Raw genomic sequence first — 21,200 nt, 5'->3', positions numbered from 1 at the left:
GGTTCCTTGCCCCATGCGCGAAGAGGCACGATCAGCGCGCTGCTTCTTTTCGCCGGATGCATTTTCGCACCCGTTGCCGCGCCATGGCTTTTGGTCGAACTTGTCTTTTGGCGCGCCGCTGTAGCCACGCATTGAGCCGAGATCGCCTGAGCGCACGACTGTGACGACGAGATCGGGTCGACATCGTCTTCGGACGAGAGACAGTCGCGTACAGCTTGAATTGATTCCAGAATGTGATTTCGTAGAGGTCGGCATCCCCAGATCGTGCCCTTCGAATCACCAGGCCCGGTTCTCTCTTGAATTCCTGGCCGACCCTATCGAGCATGGCCTTTACGTCCTTTGCGTCCTCGTCGTTCACCATGAAGGACTCGATCTTCTGGCTGGATTCGATAAATGCGTGATCCTCGCGAAACGTAATCCCGCGCACGATTTTCTCGGTTATCGCGGGCAGGCCTTGCTCGGGAATGCTGATTCCGAGCTGCTCTTCGAGCGGGCGATCCCAACGCTCTCCCAAGCCGGGCACCACGTTCTTTTCCTTGAGCTCCTCTCCCTTATACATCTCGCCTAGGATTTTCTTCGCCCGAGCGTCGCGGGCCGCTGCGTCACCCTCGCTCTTGGCAGCGTCAGGGTTGATTGCGCGTAGCGCCTTCTCTGCAAGTCCGCCTGAAGCGGGGTTGCCAGCGTCAAGCGTCAGCCCTAAGCGGCCAATTAAGTCCCGCTCCAGCCTTCCGTAACGGTCATTTACAGGCGATGCAGGATAGAATCTGCCATTTTTCCAGGTCGGCTGGCGTCGAGTCGGGGTACCACGACCGCGGGAACACGTGGTCCGAATTGAGGTCCATGCCATTCTTAAGGCAGTGGACGCAGCGTCCCTTCCGAGGTTTCTTTGCCATGTTTCATGTTCGCCCTGGAGAATCGTCAGTGGCAGAAAAGTAGGAGGCGCGCGCCGGCTCTGGCGCACGCGGTTCTTAATCCATCCCAATGCATGAGCAATTGCCGCAATCTATTGTCGATCGTGTCCGCCAGAATGTGACCGGCGACCACGGCCCGATCGACGGTATTTCCCGCGACGATCCAAACTTCCCGATCGTATGTTGGATTCCCGCAGGCCGCGGCTAAAGCGTCGGATATCTGCTGAGGGGTTAAACCCTTGGAGTTGCGGAAGATGCGATCCCGGCCGATGAGCGTCCGCTTGTTTGCCTGCACGTCTTTGGTCCACCTGTCCGCCTTCCAATTCCCAACCGGTGCGTAGCGCGCAAGGAAAGCCAGCGAAGCGGTCGCCTGTCGTCCCACTGCCTGCAGTGAATCTACGTTGTAGACGTTGTCGCCCTTCTTGTTCACCTTGGCGTGGATGAACGAGATCTTCTTTTGGTCCGGGTCCAGTGCGATAAAATCTGCGATCTCCTTGGAATCGTCGTCGCAAACGATGAGCGGATACGGGCTTAGGCGCGCGCCGAATTCCTGCCACCCCCTGTGAAGCGTGCCCTTGTTGCTAGTGTGCACGATCGCGTCGACTGCCCCGAAGATCGATTCTGCATGCCACCGACCCATGTCCGGGTAGAAATCTTCGCCCTTTTCGCTCTTTGCGTCGGCTAGGACCTTCACCGAGTGCACGTCGTCGAGGATTGGTGTGCTCCCGTCGGGCAATTTGTATGTGATGCGGGGTTCGAAAAATCTCTTCTCGGCGTACACGACGTTAGGTTCGGTGACGAGAATTCGAAAACTTTGCTGTGCCGAAATTCTCTGACTTGCAGTTTGCGGATGAGCTCTGTCGCCCGTCTCTTTCGCTCTGAAGAGGTCATTTAAGCCGTCGCTGTGGAAGCGGTATCGTTCTGTTTCGTCGTTGTAGCTGATGCTGCAAGATACTTGTTTGCCGAGCACTTCGACCGCGAATTTGCCCTCAGCGTCGACTTCGGCACATACGTCGTCGTGATCGATATCGGGATCCGCCGCGAGCGTCCGCGCTTCGGAATGAGAGTCCGTATGCTCAAGAAGCTCATCGCGGGAAAAACTGAGCAGAATGCTTTGGGGTTGTGCGCCGTCCTTAGTAATGTCATCCCGTATGAGCGCATAGCGGTCGAAGACTTGGCTCCGGGCAGTCTTACCGCCAAGTTCCTTCGCCAAAGAAGCTGTCCATGCAACGTAGTCCATTAGCGCCAGGCGTCGTTCAGTGGAATCTCGAAAGCGTGCGTTGGCGAAGCCGATATAGCGGCCGCGGCCGTCGACAAACCCCGACGCTGCTGTTGGGACCAAGTGGGGATCGAGCAGATCGGTAAAGGTGGTCTCGAAGGCTCGCGTACGAACCGCCAAGGTGCGGATGGCCTGTTCGGACATGTCGAGTGACCCAAATGACATTCGCGTAAGTCGCGACGTCGATCCTCCTGGGAACGCCTGTTCGAGCGTTCGTCGAGATGCCACCTCCAGACCGAGTGCCTCCATATCCAGCACATTGCCCTCGGTATCGTGCGCCATAACGAAGTCTTTGTGCTGCACGGCGACGAAGACGCCCAGCGTCCACTCCGAGAAAAATTTGTCGATCAGCAAGGGCGAGTTCCGCCATGCGTAGTAACTGAACCCCAGACAGTTTGCTGGGAGCCCTTCGATCGGGACGATCTTGAATCGATCCTTCTCCATTAATGCATCTTCCGCCGCTTCCGACAGTTCGGCGATAGCGCGCGAGGGATCGGCCCATTTGAAGATTGCGGTGCTCGCAGGAATCTGCAGATCGGCAGCCGTCAGAGGCGAAGAGGGATCGAAGCGTTCCCTGAAATCGCCCCCGATATACTGATTGTCCGGCATGAATTTCAGAAGCCGGTCGGGCAGGGCGGTTTCGTTCGTCACAATGTTTCGGGTCTCTGCCGCGCAGTAAGCTTCATACGACTTGTAGCGATCCCATGTTGTCTTTATGCGTGCTGCGTTTGCGTCGCCTGCAAGAACCCAGGCTCTTTGTTTGCGTATGCGCCCAGGGCTCGTTCGTACAACCCGCCCGATCTGTTGGACGAGCTGGCGGCCGTTCGTGTGTAGGTCATAGATGGCGACAGCGATGAAGTCGGGATTGTCGACGCCTTCCATCAGTTTGTATTGATGCAGCCAGAATTGCGCGTCGCCGCACTCGCGGATCGCGCGTCGGACGCTCTGGAATCTTCGGGGGTACTGCCGTGAGGCCTTCGCGCGGTCGTGGATGAGGACCGATTTTGTGCCTGACACCTGATCGATCTTGCGTTGCAGGCTCTGCAACGTGTCGAGATCGTCGGCACGAATCATGACTTTCGGCGTGTTCGTCCACGCTTTTGCTTGAGCAAACAGAGCCGGAAGTTGCCGCTGTAGACCGCTGACGAACTTGTCGCTTGCCGATCCACTGCCGTGTGGCTTCACCACGACGGGTTCGACGTCTCGTATTACATGGTTCGCCACGGCGTCGCTGTGCGGGTAGTTGAAAACGAACTGTCCCCTTACACGGAACGATTTGAAGTCGTTGCGATACGGCGTCGCGCTAAGCAACACCGTGGGTCTGTTGAGTTCGCGCACGCCCTTCGACCAGGAGATCGCCGGTTCGTAATGGCCTTCGTCGACAAGGATCAGGTCGAAACTCGCGAGCAGAGCCAGCACATCCTGCGCAGCTTTTGCCTTTGCGGCTCGTTCTGGCCTCGGGTCCCGAGCTCGCCGACGGATCATGTCCAAGGCTTGATAGGTGCCCGTAAGGACCGATTTGGCGGCCGCAGGAACGTGCTGCAGAATAGCGTCGGCCAGCCTCGGTAAGAGCGTCTCGACGTACGCATCCTGCAGGTCTGCTCCCATGGACGGCGTATCGGCCGTGAAAGTCCGGCCCTCGTCAACCGAGTAGCCGAGATGCTTCCAAAATCGAAAGCGGACGTCGTCGCTCATTTGCGCGACCAATGATTCGCGCGGTGTGAGGACAAGTGTACGGCTGACCGTCGGCAGGCAGCGACCGAGGACCGCTACTATGCCGGACTTGCCCGTACCGGTGGGCAGCTTGAGGAGCGCGGCTTCTCTCAGGCTTGGTCGCTCGGGCAAATGAGGGTCAGCAGCTATGTAGGCTGCCACGGTTTCGATTGCTCGGCGCTGATGCTCATACAGCGTCGGTTTTGAGCCTTCCCAAAAGTGGTATTTTTGGAGGTGGCGTAGCATCGTGCCGTAGGACTTCTCGTCCACGGAGGAGGCGACCTCGTCATCTATCGATGTGCGCGGATCGCGAACGAGATCGCGAATTCCCATTAGATTCCTTTCGTAACGACGCGAGTTGCGTCTAGCCAGCGACGCTCCATTCGGCATGCGTCGGCCGCTTCAGAATCTATTCGGCGAGCCGAAGATCATCAATTGAGAAGTTAGTATGGATCAACCTATGCGAGATTAATGACGAGATGGCTTCCCTCTACTTGCCGCGACCTGCTCAGGGTCCGCCCGGCTCGCGCCGGGGCCGCTTCGATCGACGTCCGGGGAGGCTTCGGCTCTGCGGCAGTCGGTGGCGCGATGGTCTGGGAATCCTTGCTCCAGCGTGTCGGATCAGTACACGCTCGCTGCCGTCTCCTCGACGCCTTCCGCCAGGAGTTCGATGAACCGCGCGGTCTAGCGCGCGATCGCATCGGGGCGGACCCGGCTCCCGATGCCGAGCAGCATCCAGACCCCGTCCATGGCGAGGGCTTCGGCGTTGTCCGCGAGCGTGCATGGGACGACGCCGGCGACGACGAGCGCATCGATCGCGTCCTTGACCATCTTGGGGTCGAGATTGAGCCGCTCGGCGGCCTCCCGCCGGAAGCCGTGCACGGCGTACAGGTTATTCCTGGCCGCGCTCGCTCTAGTCGCTTTGTCCGAAATTCCGTTTCTCCCGCGGCCCTTGGACCGCCACCGGTTGACACTTTTCGTCCCTTTCTCTACAGAAATAAATTCTCTGGAGTCAAACGGATGCGGTGGAATGGTTAATTCGCGTCAGCTCGCCGAGGGGGTCGCCGTGGCCATGGGCAAGCCGCTGACCTCGACCGCGCAGCACATCAAAAATCTCCGGGAGGCCAAGGGGGCGCTGGACGGAAAGCCGCTCGTCACCGCGGGCGGGCGCGGGCGCAACGCGCCGGCGATGTCGCGGCGGGATGCGGCGACCCTGATCTGCGCGCTCCTGGGTTCGGAGGCCGTGCAGGACAGCGTCAGGACGATCGAGTGGATGCGGGAGCTGGAACCGGCGTTTCACGGCTATCGCTGGAATGCGCGCTACGGCTGGGGCAGCCCGGAGTTCGAGATTGGAATTCGCCCGGAAGACGGTGCCATCGAGGCGTTAGAGCGCGTCCTCGGGTTCTTCGACCGCGAGAGGGCCTACCGGCTGAACCTCGAGCGGTTCGGACGGCCCGACGCGGAGATCTACTTCAGGATTTACGTGGAATTCACGCAGCGCTTCGTATCGCTGACCTTCGGCGTGCGCCGCATGGTCTCGGCTGCCTGGATATACGGGCGTCGTTCGGGCGGTCGCGATCGGCAGGCGCGCTGGTGCGAGCAGGACGAATTGCGCGAGATCGCGATGATCTCCGCCCCATCCGGACGATGACAGGAGGAAGAGCGATGAAGGGCCCGACAGAAGCGCTGATGAGATTTCAAGGATTCGCCGCCTGGAAGTGGGAGGACGAATTCCGTGCCGCCATCTCGAGCCAGAGGCCCGATGCGGACGATGCGATGGTGGAGCGCATGAAGCTGTCCATCGTCGACGACTTCGTCGAGTTCGTCATGGAAGTCGTCAGCCCGGAGCTGGGCCTCAGCATTCTCGTCGACGTGGAAGGTTTCGGCGACAAGTCCGTGGTCGGCACCATCGACTTCGAGGATCGGAAGGAGGACCTCGCGGACGTGGAGCGGCGCATCGCCGAATGGGGGCCGGTTCCGCGAGCGTGCAAGTCGGGGCCTATCCTGGACCGGCTGCTCGCCTGCGCCGAATTCATGATGGCGCCCGACCGTCTCGAGTTCGGCGAGCTCAAGCGGGAGTGCATCGCCCGATTCAGGAACGACGGCTCGCTGAAGCTGGCGGTGCAGTCCGCCGAGCCTGACGGGAGCCGGAGCGACCCGTTCGCGCCGGCACCACGGCGGCCGGTCTGACGATCGGGTCGGTCGAGAAGGCCATCCGCTCGGGCAAGACCGTCGCGGCGGCCCCGAAGGGGCGGGGGGGGGCGCGGACCTGGCCGGTTTCGGGGAGACGGGCGATACCGTTTTCCTGCTATGCTCGTCATCGACGCCTCCCAAGAGACCGGCCCCGGCGCCCTTGCTGGCGTCCGTCACGCCGGTGAAGGGCGCCGCCGGCACCCTCGGCGGCCGGGGCCGCGCCGGCGGCGCGGTTTCGTGCGGTGACGTCGCGTAACGCATCATGGCGCCGGCGACCGTTAAAACGCCTCCACCGTGGCGGCGGTTGTTTTCGGGAAGTACCTGCGCCGCAGGCACTTTCGACAAAACTGCGCGGGATTCTCCAACGCGGATACTCCGCCTGGCCGCCGGAGTAGCCGCCCGTCATGTGCGAATATCCGAACAGTCCCGCCGTTGTACCCGAACTGCTCGGCGGCCATCTTCGCGTTGCGGTTCAATCGCTGACAGACGGCGTAGTTGCCCAGCTTGCACTGCCAGCATTCGCCGCAGTTGATGTTAAAGGGCACAACGATGCGGTCGCCCTTCTTCAGCTTGTGGCTCGGCGATCCAACTTCTACGACTTCACCCATGAATTCGTGGCCGAGGATGTCGCCGCTCTTCATCGTGGGCATGAGACCGTCCATGAGATGAAGGTCGGATCCGCAGATCGCGCAGCACCAGGAGAGAGCGTTGAAGGCGCGTCGTCATCTCTGACGCGCCACGCTCGGGTTGAACTTGGGCGGGCGGCGGGCCCCGTCAGTAACTCTCGATCTTCGCCTCCCTCGCCGGCCAAACGACGTGAGAGCCAGTTCACACGCACATCCACCGACGCCCGGTAGGATGATTGTGCAACTTTCTCCCGGAGGGTCAGACAGATGGACGCGGAAGTACGGATCGTAGCGAGCGCAGTCCGCTCGACTACAGGCCTTGAGGAATTCAAGACCATCGCGATCTTTTGCTGTCTAGGACTGCTGCTCTCGCTCGTCGCCGCCATGAGCTATGGCCTGGATCTCGCGGCTTTCTGAGATGCTGCGCTTCAGGATGCGGTCGCGCGTGCTCGCTCGCGTCCTTCGCGGCGGCGTTCGCGCCGCTCCCGTCGCCGCTTTGCTCGCTCGACCTGCGGCGGCAGTGGAGGAACAGTCGCGTCGACGGCGTCGGCCGGAGCCGGCTCGAAGGCTTGGCCGACGCCGCCGCGCGCCTCCATGAATTCGAGCACCGTCCGCCCCTTGTCCGAAATCTTCCACCCGCCGCTTTCGCGCGTCACCAAGCCTTGCGAAAAGACGTCGAGGTCCGGCACCCGCGCCGCCAGCCGTTTGGTACGGTCGGCCCAGTCCCAGCCGCTGGTCGCCAAGATCGCCATATCGCGCTTGATGTCGTCCATCACGGCAAAGCCGCCGGGGTAGCTCACCAGTATCTTCAGTACCGTGACCTGGAAATTCACGCCGTCCCTCGATCTGTCAACGCCACATCGTCGGCGCCCGCGATAAAGCCTGGCGTCCGACTTGTCTAAGGCCCTCAAGCGAGACCTCGCCACGCGTGGCGGCCTCCAGAATTTTTGAAGCGACGTGCGTGCGAGCACCGGTCTCGCTCGTCGAGACGCTTTGGCAGACTTCGTCGAGGACCGCGCGCAAAAGCGCGATGGTAGCCGTATCGAACATGAGATGCCCCTGAGCGGGAAAATTGTAGAGTAGCCGAGTTTTCCCGATATGCGAGTCGTATATGGGGTCAGCGAATGTGACCTTCCTATACCCGGAAGCTCCCGCGCCGCGGACAATCACCAACGGCCCGCTGCGACTGACGACGGGAACCGGACACTCCGGATACAGGTTCTGCTTTCATGGGCGAACCCATCCCGTGGCTGCTCGAGAAGCCTACTTCGCCAGGCGCGTGTCGTCGAAACGCGCGAACAGGGCGGCGGGTCCGGGGTACACGTCGACGCAGCCGGCTTCCCGCAGCGCGGCCTTCCGTGAAACCTCCGCAGAGGACGCCGATCGTCGGAATACCCGCCTTGCCGGCCGCGAGGGCGTCATAAGGCGTATCTCCGATCGCAACTGCCCACAGCGCTTTCGATCCCAAGCTTCTCGCCCTTGCCGATCTGGCTTCGAGCCTGCTCGAAGGTGACCTCATGACCGAATTCGACCATCGCCTCCTGCCAAGCTAGGGCATGCAGGTCGACGCTATCGAGCAGCGTCCCGTCGAGATCGAAGATGACGGCTTCGGGCATGGTAGGGCTCCCGCTTCGAAGGAATAGCGCCCTAGCGCCGACGTGCGACCCAGATCCCAAGCACAAAGGCAGCAAAGAGAGATTGCAGCGGCGCCTTCAGAGTAACCTCGCGCGACTGCTCGGCCCAGCGCTTCACGGCATCATCTTGCGAATGAGACCGCCGGCGGCTCCCATCGGCCTGAATATTCGGTTTCCCGGAGGTGTGCGCCACGTCGTTGTGATCAAACGTCAGCCCGGACGCTTCCGTCATTGCAGAGATATCTTTCGAGTCCATGCGGCTCTCCTAGGATGGCTCGAGAGCAACCGGCTTTGCCGCGGCCCGTTCCTAAGCAGACTTACGACGCACTCCGGCACCTCATCGCTCACCCCCTAGAGCTCAGTTGCCGGAGAATATCGGACCCGGGGGCTAATGCAATTGAGCAATTTGACTGCATCAACCTTTGCGGGATCGTTGACGAGTTAGCTTCCCACCGGTTCGTTTTCCCCGCATTTCTGACCCTCGTAGGCAAGGAAGCCTTTCCCTACCTTTTCTTCTGTGTCCACGCTGGCATGCGCCGTCGTCTGGAGTGGGGCGGGTGCCGTCAACGTGTGAGGAGTAGACAGCATGCGAGGCATCAGAGCCATCTCGATCGATCCGGCCGCGCGGTCGATCGCCGCAATCGAGATCAGCCCCGAGACGCGTTCGTTGAGCGACTTCTTCGGCGAGAGGCCGATGGTGGCGTTAAGGCTGCCGAAGGGCGATGCCTTGCTCACGGCGGTCCGGGAATACGGGGAGGCCTTCACGGTTGGCGGATCGCGCCCCCTCGTCGGCCCTGCCCTGATCGTCGGACATCGGAGCGCGCCGGGCGAGCGCGCGTCCGCACGCATCGCCCTTGCCGACGTCGTCACGATGGTCCGCTGGACTTCCATCCAGAAACCGCCGCAGCCAGAACTTCCGCCGCCGCCCGGCGAGGTGCGCGTCATCGTCATCGACCCGGAGCTGGGCATCATCGAGGAAAGGGTCATCGCTGCCCACATGCCGGCGGCGGATCGCCTGCTTGGCAGCCCGCACGACCGGCATATCCGCCTTCCGACGGGCGACTACCTGCTGTCCGCCAAGACCGATCGGGACTACCGCTGGCAGTCGCGATATGGTGACGCGAACCTCTTCGGCCGCTGCGTGATCGTGGGCCACGATCGTACGACGGACTACTTCGCCGACGTGGCAATTAGGGTCGAGCATCTGCGGAAGCGTGTCGAATTCCGCGGCCCGGACGACAAGGTCTGGGTCCGCTATGCCGACCGGGAAGCGATGGACGCGCCAGCGGCGGCCGAATAGCATGCTGCTTACGGGCGCAAAAGCCGGACTGTAGCCGTCGGTCGACGGTCGGCCGGGCCGCTTCAATTCGTCAGGTCTCCACACCAAATCCAATGCTGCGTTGAAGGTAGCGCGCTTTTAAGGTGTGCGTCCTGTGCAGCCGCCGACGGGTTCTACGAAGCCATCGAGTACGCCTATCTGACTGGTTGACTGACCCCGAAAATGCCACCATTGGTCGGACATGGGGCAGTCGCTTTCACAGCATGAAACGGCGTCTTTTCTCGCACCCGCGAAACGGTTTCGCCGTGGGAAGAGCCCATGTCTTGATCCGTTGCGGGCGTGTCTTACGGAGTCCGTCGAGCAGACGGGACGTGTCCTTGGCCTCGGACGCGCGATCGCTTCCTTGACGGCGGCTGACGATCTCTCCCCCCACAGCAAGGGGATTGTATGAGCGATCTCTTCGGCTGCGTTCCTCCCGAAGCCTTCAAGATATTCACGGGCCGCCACGCCTTGGCGGCCGAGGCTGCGCTGTTGCGGCTGTGCGCCACGCACTTCGGCGAAATGACGTTGGAAAATCCCGAGCGCGATCAAGTGAAGAATTCGATAGCCGCAGCGATCGAGGGAATGCCCGCGCCGCCAGCGGCTCCCGACGAGGGCGACGGGCACGGGGACGAGCCGGAAACCGCGTCGTCCGACTATCTGTATCTGAAGATGCGAGAAGGCGGCTGGCTGGTCGAGGAGTCCGACCGCTGGCTGATCCGCGTGACGATGCCCGAAGGCTACCGCCGGTTAATGACGGTGCTGCGCGATCTGAAGGAGAACGTCGCCAAGAGCTTCACCGGACTGGTTTCGCAGGTCTCCTCCCTGATCGGCGCGGCCGCGGACGACCCGACGATGCACGCCACCAACATCGACGCCGCGTGGCAGACCGCCGTCGGATTCCGGCGCCATATGGCAGGCATCGATGCGGCTCTACTTTCCGTGACGCGGAGGCTGAACGCAGCCGACGGAATGGACGACTCCGTCGATGTGTTCTTCGCTGAATTCGTCAACAAGATCCTGATCCGCGACTGGACCAAGATTCTGTCGCAGAACAATCCGTGGCGGTCGAGACATCACGTGACCCGCGCCGTCCGCGAAATCCTCGGCTCCGCGGCGGCGATGGAGAAGGCGATGGCCGCCTACGTCGAAGCCGGTCACGCGACGACGGAAGCCGAAGCCGAGACGCTCATACGCAGGCGCCTTGCCGAGATCTCGACCTCGTTCGACGACATCGAGCGGCTCCGGGTCCGCATCGACCAAGGCCAGGTTGGCATCGAAGGACGGATCCGCGACATCCTCAGGTTCATCGGCCGCAATCCGGCGACCATCCGCGAAAAGGTCGAATCCTGCCTTGAGGCATTGGCCCTCCTCGACGATCACGTCGATCTTCCCTGCGTCCTGCCGCTTCTCAACTGCCTGGAGCCCATCGGGGAATCCCGTTTTCCGGAAGCGAGAGAGCCCCTGCCGGCGCCCGAGCCCCGCGTGCTTCGACGGCCGCCGGATGACCCCTACAGGAAGCGCTTCATCCAGGATTGCCGCTCGTTCGATTTCGCCTCCGAACCCACTACGGGACACGCACTCGCCTATTTGGGCTCCAAAGCCGGCGGCGACGCGGTCGCCATCGCGCCGGCGAACGCCAAGGAATGGTTCACCTGGCGCTACATCGCCCTGCTCGCGCTTACCGGTCGCGGCCGCCGCCTCAAGGGATGGATTCTCGAGCCAGCCGAAGGGGTCGCCGCGTGCAGATACGGCGAACTCCCCAACTTCACGGCCACCAGGACGGAGACCCCGCAATGAACGCGCTGTCCGGATTGCAGGAATACGAGGAGGTTCTCGCCAGAACGCAGTTTCCGAAGGCGGCGATACAGCGCGCCTTCCGCACGCTGATGCAGAGGCAGTTCATCTTCGGCAACGATTACGGCTCCAGGGACATCTACGAACTGCTGATCGACGATCAGGTCCGGCCGTTCGCGGAGCGGTTGTTCGACGTCTTCGGATGGCGGCTTCAGTTCAACACCTCGGGCAACATCAAGATGGTTTGCTTGATGCCGCCCATGGCCGAGTCTCCCGATACGCCGCGCGACAAACGGCTCGCCCATCAGGCGCCGCCGCTTCAGGTAGACCAAGCCATCGCCATCCTGCTGCTGCGGGCATTCTACGACAACGCGATCCAGACCACCGGGCTCGTGAACGGCCACGCCGAATGGCATACCGACGGTCTCCACGACCTCTGGAAGGAGAAGACCAGGAAGGATCCGCCCGGCAAGGGCAGGATGCTCGACATCCTGCGCTTCCTGAAGAACCACAGCCTCATCCAGGCGTCGCTGCCGCCCACCTTCCACGAAGGGATGCCCTTCACCGTGAGGCCGTCGATCAGCCTCGTGGCGGTGTCAGAGCCGCTCGAGGCGCTGAAACGCTACGCGAGGGAAGCACGGCCCGAGGGCGGCGAATCCGCCGGTGAGGAAAAGGCCGACGCATGACCGAGCCAGAACTCCAGGCACCGCAGATCGTCCGCCTTTCCCTGATCAATTTCTACCTGATCGAACGGGAAGACATCGAGCTTTCCGGCAACACCGTCTTTCTCGGCCCGAACCGCAGCGGCAAGAGTTCGTGCATCGACGCGATCCAGACCGGACTGACGGGAGGCTCGGGCGACCTCGTGGTGTACAACGCCGCGGCGGTGCGCCAGAACCGGCCGGACGCCCACAGGTCGCTGCAGGAATACTGCCTCGGCGTCGTCCGTCACGACGAGAACGAGAAGGCCAAGGTGGTCCGCAAGAACTCCATCACCTGGATCGGATTGTCGTTCCGCACTCGCGAGGGCGTCGAGGTCGCGGGCGTCGTGCACGTCGTGGCGCACGAACACCGCGAAAGGCCCAACAGCCGCTTCATGATCGTGACCGGGGGAAGCGTGACGACCGACGATCTCGTATTCCCGACCGACGAGGGCGAGATGGCGAAGGGCTTCGACCAGGCCATTGACGGTCTGCGGTCGATCGGCAGGAAGGTCGAGGAATGCGACAGCGCCTCTGACTACTCCACCTACCTCCTCAACCTGCTCACCTACGGGTCATGGCACGCCGACGCCCACTCCTACTACAAGGCGGTGAAGCGCGCCCTGGTGTTCCAGCCGGTCGGCGACATCACGGCCTTCATGCGCGCCCACGTCCTCGAGACCGAGTTCATCGACATCGGCCGAATGCGCGAGCGTCTGGCGTTCTATCGCGAGATCGTGCGCACCATCGAAAGCATCAACAAGCAGATCACGTCGCTCGGCGTCGTCGTCGGTCACTACTCGAAAGCCGCCGAGGACGATCGCGAGGCCCGCGGTCGCGTAGCCGCGGCGACGGAGGCAGCCGTCGGCCAACGCCGGTCCGAGATCGACGGCATCGAAGAGAAGCTGGTCAGCCTGCGGACCAAGGTCGAGGCCGCCGAGGAAGAAGAGAAAAAGGCGGACGAGCGCAAGAAGGAGGCTGCCCGGCGCGTCGAGGAGGCGCGCAGCTCCGGCGGTACCCAGGCGTTGGAAACTCGCATCCGAAATGCCGAGCGGGACCTTTCCGGCGACGACACCAAGCTGCGCGACATCCGCAAGGAGCTCAAGCGCCGCGCGGAGGCCATCGATGCGATACGCACCGCCGTGGGCTACATGAAGGACGCCGAGAGCCGCAACGTCCGCCGCGTCGCGGACGCCGGTGCCGACTTCCGTCGGGCCCAGGACGACGTCGAGATCGAATCCATGGCTTCCGATGCCGAGCTGTTGCAACGCGTCATCGACGAGGTCGGAGCGAACGCAGTGCGCGAACTCAATCGCGCCTACAGCGCCGCATCGGCCCGCGCGGAGCGGATCATCCAGACGCGCGAGGACCTCGCAAAAAGGGCGCGTTCGGAAGCCATCGACCAAGCCGTGCTGCGGCCGGAGGCGGACAACCTGCGCAAAGATCTCGCCGACGCCAAGATCGTCGCGACGCCGCTGTGCGATCTGATCGACATCGCAGAAGGAAAGGAGGAATGGAGGAATGCCGTCGAGTCGGTGCTCGGCAACGCGCGCGAGGCCATGATCCTTCACGCCCCACTCCAATACATCGATGCGATCAAGGTGCAGCGGCGCTCGACCCGCAGCGACGGCGTCGAGATCGTCAAGCCGTCGGTGCTGAGCGCGGGCGCGACGGCGCCGGCCGCGGACTCGCTCGCCGCAGTCGTCGAGGCCGAGAACGCCACTGCAGGCGCCTACGTCAATGCTATGCTGGGACGCGTCAAGCGGGTACGAACCGAGTCCGACATCGAGCGCGAGCCGAACGCCGTGACGACCGATCTCATGCGCGCGACCCGCTTTTCTTCCTACAAGATGCGGCCGCCGCGGTATCTCCTGGTCGGACGCCGCGGGCGTGCCCAGGCAGCCCAGAACGCCGTGGCCGAACTTCAGCGATTACATGGGGAACTGAAGGAGGCCGAGACCGACAGGAAGGTACTCGAGACCGCCAAGGACGCTTATCGGACGCTGATAGGGCAGTCGGGCAGCTCGCTGACGACGTTGGGTTCGGTCGTCGACGGCCTGCGACGGGCCAAGACGGCCGTGGACGATAGCCGCAGGGAATTGCAGAAGCTGCGCGGACAGCGGGATCCCGAGAAGGAGCAGCAGATACGCGAACTCGAAGCGCAACAGACGAAGGTCGACAAGGAATGGTCATCCGCGCTCCAAGCCGCCAACGACGTTCGCATCGCGATCACGCGAGCGGAGGAAGAGCTCAAGACCGCCGAGCAGCAGCTCGGCGCCGCGATGCTCGAGCGCGACGCGAAGGCGTTGGGCGAACACGACGCGGCGCAAGAGGTGCGACGTCGCTTTCTCGGCATCCTGACCGAGGCCAGGGACTTCTGGCGCGAGTACAAGCAGACGCTGGAGACGGCCGAAACCCGCGCCGAGGAGAGCCGCGCCGGGATAGCGCGCGGTCACGAATCGTGGGCGGAGCATGTGGCGGCCTTTCCGGAGGTGCCGATGCCGGTTCTGAGCGGGGACGCCTGGCGCGAGCGTCTCGGCGAGGCGCGGGCGATGCGCGATCTGTTGCAGAACTCGACGCTGCTCGACAAGACCGCGGAAGCGGAGGAAGCCGGCCGCCAGCTCTCGGATGCTTTCCGCAACGAGTTCGTCAGCCTGCTCGTCCATGCTTTCTCGAAGATCCGCGATACCCGCGACGACCTCAATCGCGAGATGGAGCGGCACGAGTTCTACGGCGAGAAGTACGAGTTCAGGATGAACCACGTCGAAAAGTTCGCGGCGATCGTGGATCTGGTCGAACGCGCGACGGAGGATCCGAACTGGGCCATGCCCGCGCTCCACGCGCTCGACGCCGACACCGAGCAGGCGCGCGCCGTCCGCTCCATCGCCGACATGATCGAGAGCGACGATCAAAGCGCGCTGAATGATCTGCGCGATCCGAAGGCGTACTGGACGTTCGATGTGCTGGTGAGGGACGCCGCTTCCGGCGACGTCGTCTCGACGCTGCGCCAGCGCATGAAGAAGGGCTCGATCGGAGAAGGCGTGGTCCCGCAGTACATCGCCATGGCGGCCGCGGTGTCGGCCAAGTCGTCGTCGCCGGACCGTAGGAACGGGTCGCTCGGCATCATCCTGCTCGACGACGCGCTCGACGGATTGGACACCGAGCACACCGTGAAGATGCTGAAGTTCATGAGCGACACGAATCTGCAGATCGTCGCCGCGGCTCCCGACACGAAATCCCGGGTGCTGGCGCACGGGATGGAGACGTTCATCAACGTCGCGCGGGACGGAGAGTACATCCACATCGTCCCGGAAAAGGTGTCCGAGGCACTTCGCGAAGATCTCGCCGACGAGGACCCGCGGGTCAAAGGGTACGATGCCTATCGCGAGCGCACCGTATCCGCGGACGAAGCTGCCGCGCTAGAGGCGGCGCAATGACGGTTTCCGGAGCCGAGTCCGCGCGCAAGGCGCTCGTGAGGCTGCTGGAATCCGCCGACCGCAACGCGACCGCGACCCGCACGCTGTCCGTCGCCGCCGGATCGCCGAAGGACCCGTCGCCGGCCGCGCAGCGGGCGTGGCGGGAGAGGCTCGAGGCGGCCGAGCGCTTCGGCGCGGTCGCGCTCGTCCGCGGCGCCGGTAATCGGCGCGAGGTCATCGAGCGCGTGCGCCTGCTCGACGCGGACCGCTTGGCGATCGACCTCGGCATGACGCGAGCCGGAACGCGAACCGCGGCAGCGGTGGCCGCGGCGCGGGAAGCCGCCGCCGGACACGGCGGGCTCGAGCCGGCGATCGACGATGCCGCCGAAAAATGGGCCAAGGGGGCCGAGTGGTATCGACTGCCTGCCGAACCGGAGCTCGTCCGCAGCGTCTTCGGCGCCGCCGCCGGCCTGCTGGACGTGGCGTTCGGGACGCATTTCCGAGTAGCCTCCGCACAGACGGCGGGGTCGTCCAAATTCCTGGAGCGAAATGCCGCGGCGGTTTGCGCCATCCTTCGCCGCGCGCTGGCGCTCCCCGAAGATGCGCGGCAGCACGAGATATGGGAGACGCTGGGACTCGTTAGATTCGGGCATCCGGTCTGTCTGCGTGCGCCGGTGCGTTTCATCGATCCCGCGGGGGTCGGAGTAACAGGACGTGCGGTTCCCTGGAGCGCGGTGAACCCCGACCTGGTCGCAGGCTGTACGGCGGACGGCGACCAGCCCGAATTCATCATCACGGTCGAGAACTGGACCAGCTTCAATGGCCAGTGCCGCGAGGTCGGCCGCGGCGCGGTGATCTACACGCACGGCTTTCCGCCGCCGCCGGTGCGCATGCTGGTGGGCCGCATGGCGGCGTTCTGGCCGCATGTCCCGATCTACCATTGGGGTGACGTCGATGCCGGGGGCCTGCTGATCGCCGACTCGATCCGCGAAGCGGCCGGCCGCCCCGTCAAATTGCACCTCATGACGGCCGCGCTCGCCGAGCGTCACGGCGCCCGGAGCCGATCCCTAGCCCGCGTAGCCGGGATAGCCGCAAGAGACGACGACTTCGGCGAGCTTGCCCGGTATCTTTCCGGCGATTCCTGCCGGACTTTCGAGCAGGAGCTGCTGAGACCGATGGATCCCCTGGAGATGGCGCAGTGAGCAGACAATTCACCGACGGAGAGATCGGAGCGGCGATCAAGGCGCTTGCCGCAGAGGGAGCGCCGCTGTCCCGGGCGAGCGTGCGGGAGCGCCTCGGCGGCGGCGGCTCGACCCGGATCTCCGCGATCCTAAAGGAGTATGCCGCCGGCGCTCACGGTCCACCGGACCGGTCCGGACCAAATGGACCGGTCCGGACCGGTCCGCAGAGGCCGGCGCCCGCAGCCGGAGAGCAAGGCGCCAGCCGCGCCGCGGCCGGTCCCGCCTCTGCGGTGGCGCCGACCACGACCACGGTCCCGGTCGCGGGAGGGGACCGCGAGCCGGAGGGCAACGTCGTCCGGCTGCAGAGTGAGATCCGGGTGCTCAAGATCCTGCTCGAGTCGGAACGCAACGCCCGCCGCGAGGAAGAGGCCAGGCACGCCCGGACAATCGAGGCCTTGCAGCGGGAGATCGAGCTCGCCAGCCGTGGCTGAGCCTGTCGGCCCCAAGGCTGCGTGGTGCTGGGCCTCCCGCTGCAGCCGCCGCCGGTCTGGCACATTCAATTCGATCGGGCCTCGTCTCGTTTGGTATCGTCCGGTGCGCCGACCAAACGGCGCGCGGTTCCCCGCCATGAGCCATTTTTCAAATAAAAATCAATGACTTATCCAAACGATAATCATCTGACAATAGGATGATCCCTACCCGATTCCGGGGCGATCCGGTGCCTTTTGGTCCATTTTCGCGCGATTTGAGCACCTTTGGCGGCTTATTCGAGGTCTGTTTCGGGCCCCTCCACCTACCAACGCGACGTCGGCACAAGCCGTTTTTAAAGGTTGTGGCAAAAAATATCAACAATCTAAAATAGTATTTCCGATCACGGCGCTCGGCCGCCGCCGGCACAACGAAAAAGCCCGCTGGCTGGGGGGCCGGCGGGCTTTGGGGCGGGATGCGGAAGTCTTCTTAGAGGCTGGCTACTTCCTCTTCCGGCGGGGCCGGAGCAGGGTCCTCTTTCGGGGGCGGCCGCGCCGCCGTTTCAGCAGACCGGCCTCCTGCCACCAGCGATGGGCCTGGCCGGATTTGATCCCGCAGCGCTCGGCGATCGCGACGCGCTTCCAGAGAGCGTGGGCGCTCTCGCCGGGCTTGCGGTCGGCGTACGCCGCGATCCAGATCCTCTTCCATTCATGGACCGGGCGCTCGATCGGGTCCGGCACCAGCCGACACAGTTCCCACCCCGTGATCAAGTGCTTGTTCGCCCGGAACAGTTCGACCACTTCGCAGAGCCTGAGCTTGCCCTCCACCTTCAGGCCATGGATGTGCGGGAAGTACTTGTCCCTCAGACCGAGGCGGAACTTCTTCCATTTCTTCTCGCTTTTCGGCCACGCGACGGCGCGCAGCTCGAGCACGACCGGGTCGACGTCGAAGGCCGGCGAGACGACCTTCCATCGGCGCTTGCGGGGCTCCGGCAGGTTCTTCGGCCGCTTCGCGATCCACGCCAGGCCGCGCTTGCCGGTGTAGGTGCTGGCCGCCTCCTTCAGGGGATGGTTGTCCTTCAGGAAACGGCGCAGCTTCGGAAAGGGCACTTCGTACCGGGGCGCGGCCAGCGGCGGCCTGCCGAGCTTGGGCCCGGATAGAGCGAAGATCATCTCGTCGCCGGTGCCCGGCGGAATGGCGAGATCGAAGAAGTCGTGCATGCGCATGAGGATGCTGCTGGTGTCGATGCCCATCCGCTCCCCGATCCTGGTGCAGATGAAGTGCAACGTTACGTGGCGCGACGTCGGCTCCCCGTCGGCGAACAGCAGGTCGCCGTCATTCTTGTCGTAGGCATCGCGGATCCGCCGGAAGGCGAGTCGTGCGATCGGAAGCAGATAGGCCGGCCGCGGTACGCGGTCGTCCGGCACCAGGAGGCGATCCGGCCGTTCGGGCGACCAGTGCTCGCCGATGCGGATCCGGCTCGCCTGTAGAAAGCCGACGCGCGCGCAGGCGGCGGCGGCCAGCAGGCCCGCGATCATCGTGGCGGCGCGCGGATACGGGTAGTTTTCCGGCATGATCAGTCTCGCCACGTCCGCAGCCGTCGGCACCGGGCACGGCGGTCGCTCGTCAGGGGGCGGCGCAGGAAGCGGAAACCGGTCGACGAAGCCCTGCATCATGCCGCCTCCCGTTCCTTCAGGTCCGCGACGAGTTGCACCACCAGTTCCGGTGCGAGCGACGTCGGAGACACGAGTTTGAGGTCCCGCCAGCGAATCTCGTCCTTCGGAATCGGGGCCACCATCTTCGCCACCTTCTCCCAATCGACGTGGGAGTAGTTTTCCTTGATGGTGGTCTCGTCGTTGCCGAAGACCTTGGCGACCTCCTCGAAGGTGACGCCGCAGTAGCCCAGCAGCGTGACGCCGCCGTGCTTGCATTTGTGGGAGGATTTCTTGACCCCGGACCGCGCCAGCGCCGCGACGACCTTCTTCTTGAAGTTCTTGGGCGGCACCCCCTTCTCGTGGATCACCCAGAGAGGCTTGAAGTTGTACTTGGCGCCAAGTCGCACGTCGTCCTCGTGCCATCCGCGCACGATCTCCGTCATCATCGCCAGCAGGTCGCTGCGGCGCTTGGGCTTTTGGCGCGACCTGACCGCCTGGGCACCGTTGCGCCAGATGACTCCGTTGTCGTAGTCGATGCAGCCGACGTGATCGTTGAAGCCCCAGGCCAGCTTGCCGTTGGCGTCGTATCTCGTGCCGGTGAGGAAGTAGAGCAGGAAGAACCTGACGAGCCAGCGCTGGACCTCCCGATCGACGTGCGTCCGCTTCCACCCTTTCGTGGCGTCGAAGCCCAGGCACGCCCACAGCAGGGCCATCATGTCGTCGTAGGTGTAGAACGGCATCTCGCGTTCGATGAAGTCGGGCCACGCGAATTTCGCCGGGTGCACCGGGAGCTTCTTCTTCGCGGCGAACCAGTCGATCGCCCATTCGAGGCAGGACAGCTCGTCGCCGATCGGCGAATCCTTGATGTTCTCGGGGTCGCGCTTGCCCTTCTTCAGTTCCTGCACGATGCGGCGGGCGTAGTAGTTGCGTCCGGTGTCGATGTCGATGTCCCGCAGCGCCGCGCCTTCGAAGATGCCGCACAGATGGTCGACGCAATTGCCCAGCGCCTTCCAGCGGATCATCTTCTTCTTGCGGTTGGGCAGGCCCTTCGCCGGCTTGATCTCTTCGAGCCAGCGCCGGAGCACGTAGGTGATCCGGAAGGACAACGGATCGCGCTGCGCGCCGTCGTCCTCCAGGTACTGACGCGCCGTCTCGTAGGCCCTGTGGTGAACCAGGGCGAGCGCGCTGGTTTCGGGCTTCATGTCGTCGGTTGCGGCATCCACGCCGGTGGATATCGGGTTTCCGCCGTCCATGATGACGATCTTCGGGGCGCGGCCTTTGTGACCTTTCCGGACGTCGAGATACGGTCCCGTCCCCGGCGCCCGCCGGCGCCTCCGGGACAGGTTGGCATGGAGCTTGAGGACGGCCGGGAGTTCGTCGTCCTTCCACCGCATGGTCACCAAGCCGCGCAACAGCTCTTCGATGATCGGCGAAACTTTGGGCAGGAACGCCGAGTTCGCGAGGTCTTCGGCATCAAGCTCCATGGCGCATCTCGCGGTCCTGCTTCGAGATCAGATTCACGATGCGGCCGTGCAGCGTCTCGATCCGGAACTGCAGGGCCATGAAGGATTCCGGATCCTTGGAGTAGACGCCCGATCGGGTAGGCACGGCGAGGCGGTCGCGCAGCTCGCAGCACTTGATCATCGCGTCGACCGCGGCGGCGAGCTCCGAAAGCGGAAGCTTGGCGGCGACGTGCGACGCGAGATCGAGGCCGCGGCGGGCGGCGCGCCCGTCTTCGTAGGCGCGGCGCGCCGGGGACATGGCTTCGATCGCCCTGCCGACGGCCGCGGGATCGACGGGATCGATCGTGCGCATCGCGCGGTTCGCCGGGCGGCCGGCGAAATCGAAATCCTCGCCGAAGTCCTCGGCGACGGCGCACAGGACCCGGCTCTCGCCTTCCGCGGTGGGCGTGACGTCGACCAGCGTCCCGGCCGGGCTGCGACACACCGCATGGAACTCGCTCATGAGAAAGAGCCGGTTCGCCCAGATCGCCCAAACATGGACGAGCGTCCCGCCGTTCCGTCGGATGTGCGCCTTCACATTGCGCTGGCACATGCCGAGCTCGGCGCCGGGGGAGGGCCGCACATCCACGAATTCGGCGTTTGAAACGCCAAGCTCCTTGCAGAAGGCGTCGACGTGGTCGTCGATCGCGTCGGGGGTCGATTGGAAGAACGGGTCGGCGGGCAGATACCCGCGGTAGGCGCCTACTTTGACGAGGGACACGGAACTCTCCTGGGCCGGCCTATCCGGCGCGGGGAGTCTTAAGGGGCCCAAGAAGGAATCGCAATGCGAAAAACGCAATGCTATT

General features: G+C 63.8%; 18 protein-coding genes and 2 pseudogenes. 9 read left to right on the top strand and 11 right to left on the bottom strand.

From position 1 onward, the window contains the following. Positions 1 to 31: 31 nt before the first annotated feature. The 3 genes from ABIC09_RS24640 to ABIC09_RS24630 all read right to left on the bottom strand — a co-directional run bounded on the left by ABIC09_RS24640 (position 32) and on the right by ABIC09_RS24630 (position 4,785). Positions 32 to 559, bottom strand: coding sequence for a hypothetical protein (locus ABIC09_RS24640; RefSeq protein WP_354110879.1), 528 nt, complete (start codon positions 557 to 559; stop codon positions 32 to 34). A gap of 359 nt (positions 560 to 918) precedes the next feature. Beyond that, positions 919 to 4,236 (bottom strand): DEAD/DEAH box helicase, encoded by a 3,318-nt coding sequence (locus ABIC09_RS24635; protein ID WP_354110878.1) that lies wholly within the window; start codon positions 4,234 to 4,236, stop codon positions 919 to 921. Between the two features lie 351 nt (positions 4,237 to 4,587). Then, positions 4,588 to 4,785: a hypothetical protein gene (locus ABIC09_RS24630; RefSeq protein ID WP_354110877.1), complete on the bottom strand. Its 198-nt coding sequence runs from the start codon at positions 4,783 to 4,785 to the stop codon at positions 4,588 to 4,590. A gap of 148 nt (positions 4,786 to 4,933) precedes the next feature. On the opposite strand from ABIC09_RS24630, the gene ABIC09_RS24625 reads away from it, so the two are divergent. Together ABIC09_RS24625 and ABIC09_RS24620 are read left to right on the top strand one after the other, a co-directional pair. Next, complete coding sequence (locus ABIC09_RS24625) at positions 4,934 to 5,554, top strand: hypothetical protein (RefSeq protein WP_354110876.1); 621 nt, start codon at positions 4,934 to 4,936, stop codon at positions 5,552 to 5,554. Positions 5,555 to 5,568: 14 nt separating this feature from the next. Further along, positions 5,569 to 6,093: a hypothetical protein gene (locus ABIC09_RS24620; protein WP_354110875.1), complete on the top strand. Its 525-nt coding sequence runs from the start codon at positions 5,569 to 5,571 to the stop codon at positions 6,091 to 6,093. 367 nt (positions 6,094 to 6,460) lie between these two features. Here ABIC09_RS24620 and ABIC09_RS24615 read toward each other — a convergent pair. Further along, positions 6,461 to 6,782, bottom strand: a pseudogene (locus tag ABIC09_RS24615) (alcohol dehydrogenase catalytic domain-containing protein); the annotation flags it as partial. A 207-nt stretch (positions 6,783 to 6,989) separates the two neighbouring features. On the opposite strand from ABIC09_RS24615, the gene ABIC09_RS24610 reads away from it, so the two are divergent. Beyond that, positions 6,990 to 7,139, top strand: a complete 150-nt coding sequence (locus tag ABIC09_RS24610; RefSeq protein ID WP_354110874.1) for a hypothetical protein — start codon at positions 6,990 to 6,992, stop codon at positions 7,137 to 7,139. Positions 7,140 to 7,150: 11 nt separating this feature from the next. Here the strand turns inward: ABIC09_RS24610 and ABIC09_RS24605 are convergent, their stop codons facing one another. The 4 genes and pseudogenes from ABIC09_RS24605 to ABIC09_RS24590 all read right to left on the bottom strand — a co-directional run bounded on the left by ABIC09_RS24605 (position 7,151) and on the right by ABIC09_RS24590 (position 8,612). Continuing rightward, positions 7,151 to 7,555 (bottom strand): hypothetical protein, encoded by a 405-nt coding sequence (locus tag ABIC09_RS24605; RefSeq protein ID WP_354110873.1) that lies wholly within the window; start codon positions 7,553 to 7,555, stop codon positions 7,151 to 7,153. Positions 7,556 to 7,571: 16 nt separating this feature from the next. Then, positions 7,572 to 7,772: a hypothetical protein gene (locus ABIC09_RS24600; protein WP_354110872.1), complete on the bottom strand. Its 201-nt coding sequence runs from the start codon at positions 7,770 to 7,772 to the stop codon at positions 7,572 to 7,574. Between the two features lie 213 nt (positions 7,773 to 7,985). Further along, positions 7,986 to 8,338 (bottom strand): annotated as a pseudogene (locus tag ABIC09_RS24595) (HAD family hydrolase). Positions 8,339 to 8,369: 31 nt separating this feature from the next. Next, positions 8,370 to 8,612, bottom strand: coding sequence for a hypothetical protein (locus ABIC09_RS24590; RefSeq protein ID WP_354110871.1), 243 nt, complete (start codon positions 8,610 to 8,612; stop codon positions 8,370 to 8,372). 330 nt (positions 8,613 to 8,942) lie between these two features. On the opposite strand from ABIC09_RS24590, the gene ABIC09_RS24585 reads away from it, so the two are divergent. The 6 genes from ABIC09_RS24585 to ABIC09_RS24560 all read left to right on the top strand — a co-directional run bounded on the left by ABIC09_RS24585 (position 8,943) and on the right by ABIC09_RS24560 (position 17,260). After that, positions 8,943 to 9,656, top strand: a complete 714-nt coding sequence (locus tag ABIC09_RS24585; protein ID WP_354110870.1) for a hypothetical protein — start codon at positions 8,943 to 8,945, stop codon at positions 9,654 to 9,656. 489 nt (positions 9,657 to 10,145) lie between these two features. Next, on the top strand, positions 10,146 to 11,474 hold the full coding sequence (locus ABIC09_RS24580) for a Wadjet anti-phage system protein JetA family protein (protein ID WP_354110869.1): 1,329 nt from the start codon (positions 10,146 to 10,148) through the stop codon (positions 11,472 to 11,474). Continuing rightward, the gene (locus ABIC09_RS24575; protein WP_354110868.1) at positions 11,471 to 12,157 is read left to right on the top strand and encodes a DUF4194 domain-containing protein; all 687 of its coding nucleotides are present in this window, start codon (positions 11,471 to 11,473) and stop codon (positions 12,155 to 12,157) included. Before ABIC09_RS24580 ends, ABIC09_RS24575 begins: the two co-directional genes overlap by 4 nt. After that, a complete protein-coding gene (locus ABIC09_RS24570; protein WP_354110867.1) occupies positions 12,154 to 15,609 on the top strand; it encodes an SbcC/MukB-like Walker B domain-containing protein in 3,456 nt (1,151 codons plus the stop codon). Before ABIC09_RS24575 ends, ABIC09_RS24570 begins: the two co-directional genes overlap by 4 nt. Then, positions 15,606 to 16,790 carry a Wadjet anti-phage system protein JetD domain-containing protein gene (locus tag ABIC09_RS24565; RefSeq protein WP_354110866.1) on the top strand — a complete coding sequence of 395 codons (1,185 nt, stop codon included), beginning with the start codon at positions 15,606 to 15,608 and terminating at the stop codon, positions 16,788 to 16,790. The genes ABIC09_RS24570 and ABIC09_RS24565 overlap by 4 nt, the downstream gene beginning before the upstream one ends. Further along, positions 16,787 to 17,260, top strand: a complete 474-nt coding sequence (locus tag ABIC09_RS24560; protein WP_354110865.1) for a DNA-binding protein — start codon at positions 16,787 to 16,789, stop codon at positions 17,258 to 17,260. Before ABIC09_RS24565 ends, ABIC09_RS24560 begins: the two co-directional genes overlap by 4 nt. 477 nt (positions 17,261 to 17,737) lie before the next feature. On the opposite strand, the gene ABIC09_RS24555 is transcribed toward ABIC09_RS24560, so the two are convergent. Genes ABIC09_RS24555 through ABIC09_RS24545 form a run of 3 tightly spaced genes read right to left on the bottom strand, consistent with a single transcriptional unit; the run spans position 17,738 to position 21,115 of the window. Next, positions 17,738 to 18,913, bottom strand: coding sequence for a hypothetical protein (locus ABIC09_RS24555; protein ID WP_354110864.1), 1,176 nt, complete (start codon positions 18,911 to 18,913; stop codon positions 17,738 to 17,740). After that, positions 18,910 to 20,376 carry a hypothetical protein gene (locus tag ABIC09_RS24550; protein ID WP_354110863.1) on the bottom strand — a complete coding sequence of 489 codons (1,467 nt, stop codon included), beginning with the start codon at positions 20,374 to 20,376 and terminating at the stop codon, positions 18,910 to 18,912. Before ABIC09_RS24550 ends, ABIC09_RS24555 begins: the two co-directional genes overlap by 4 nt. Beyond that, positions 20,366 to 21,115, bottom strand: coding sequence for a hypothetical protein (locus tag ABIC09_RS24545; RefSeq protein ID WP_354110862.1), 750 nt, complete (start codon positions 21,113 to 21,115; stop codon positions 20,366 to 20,368). The genes ABIC09_RS24550 and ABIC09_RS24545 overlap by 11 nt, the downstream gene beginning before the upstream one ends. Positions 21,116 to 21,200 lie beyond the last annotated feature (85 nt).

The sequence above is a fragment of the Bradyrhizobium sp. S3.12.5 genome (genome assembly GCF_040548225.1).
Classification (GTDB): Bacteria; Pseudomonadota; Alphaproteobacteria; order Rhizobiales; family Xanthobacteraceae; genus Bradyrhizobium; species Bradyrhizobium cytisi.
This window is presented reverse-complemented; position numbering and strand designations above follow the sequence as displayed.

Coding starts and splice junctions, on each gene's coding strand:
- ABIC09_RS24550 (WP_354110863.1), bottom strand. CDS start 20,376: ATGGAGCTTGATGCCGAAGACCTCGCGAACTCGGCGTTCCTGCCCAAA.
- ABIC09_RS24600 (WP_354110872.1), bottom strand. CDS start 7,772: ATGTTCGATACGGCTACCATCGCGCTTTTGCGCGCGGTCCTCGACGAA.
- ABIC09_RS24555 (WP_354110864.1), bottom strand. CDS start 18,913: ATGATGCAGGGCTTCGTCGACCGGTTTCCGCTTCCTGCGCCGCCCCCT.
- ABIC09_RS24565 (WP_354110866.1), top strand. CDS start 15,606: ATGACGGTTTCCGGAGCCGAGTCCGCGCGCAAGGCGCTCGTGAGGCTG.
- ABIC09_RS24635 (WP_354110878.1), bottom strand. CDS start 4,236: ATGGGAATTCGCGATCTCGTTCGCGATCCGCGCACATCGATAGATGAC.
- ABIC09_RS24570 (WP_354110867.1), top strand. CDS start 12,154: ATGACCGAGCCAGAACTCCAGGCACCGCAGATCGTCCGCCTTTCCCTG.
- ABIC09_RS24585 (WP_354110870.1), top strand. CDS start 8,943: ATGCGAGGCATCAGAGCCATCTCGATCGATCCGGCCGCGCGGTCGATC.
- ABIC09_RS24625 (WP_354110876.1), top strand. CDS start 4,934: ATGGTTAATTCGCGTCAGCTCGCCGAGGGGGTCGCCGTGGCCATGGGC.
- ABIC09_RS24620 (WP_354110875.1), top strand. CDS start 5,569: ATGAAGGGCCCGACAGAAGCGCTGATGAGATTTCAAGGATTCGCCGCC.
- ABIC09_RS24610 (WP_354110874.1), top strand. CDS start 6,990: ATGGACGCGGAAGTACGGATCGTAGCGAGCGCAGTCCGCTCGACTACA.
- ABIC09_RS24575 (WP_354110868.1), top strand. CDS start 11,471: ATGAACGCGCTGTCCGGATTGCAGGAATACGAGGAGGTTCTCGCCAGA.
- ABIC09_RS24590 (WP_354110871.1), bottom strand. CDS start 8,612: ATGGACTCGAAAGATATCTCTGCAATGACGGAAGCGTCCGGGCTGACG.
- ABIC09_RS24640 (WP_354110879.1), bottom strand. CDS start 559: ATGTATAAGGGAGAGGAGCTCAAGGAAAAGAACGTGGTGCCCGGCTTG.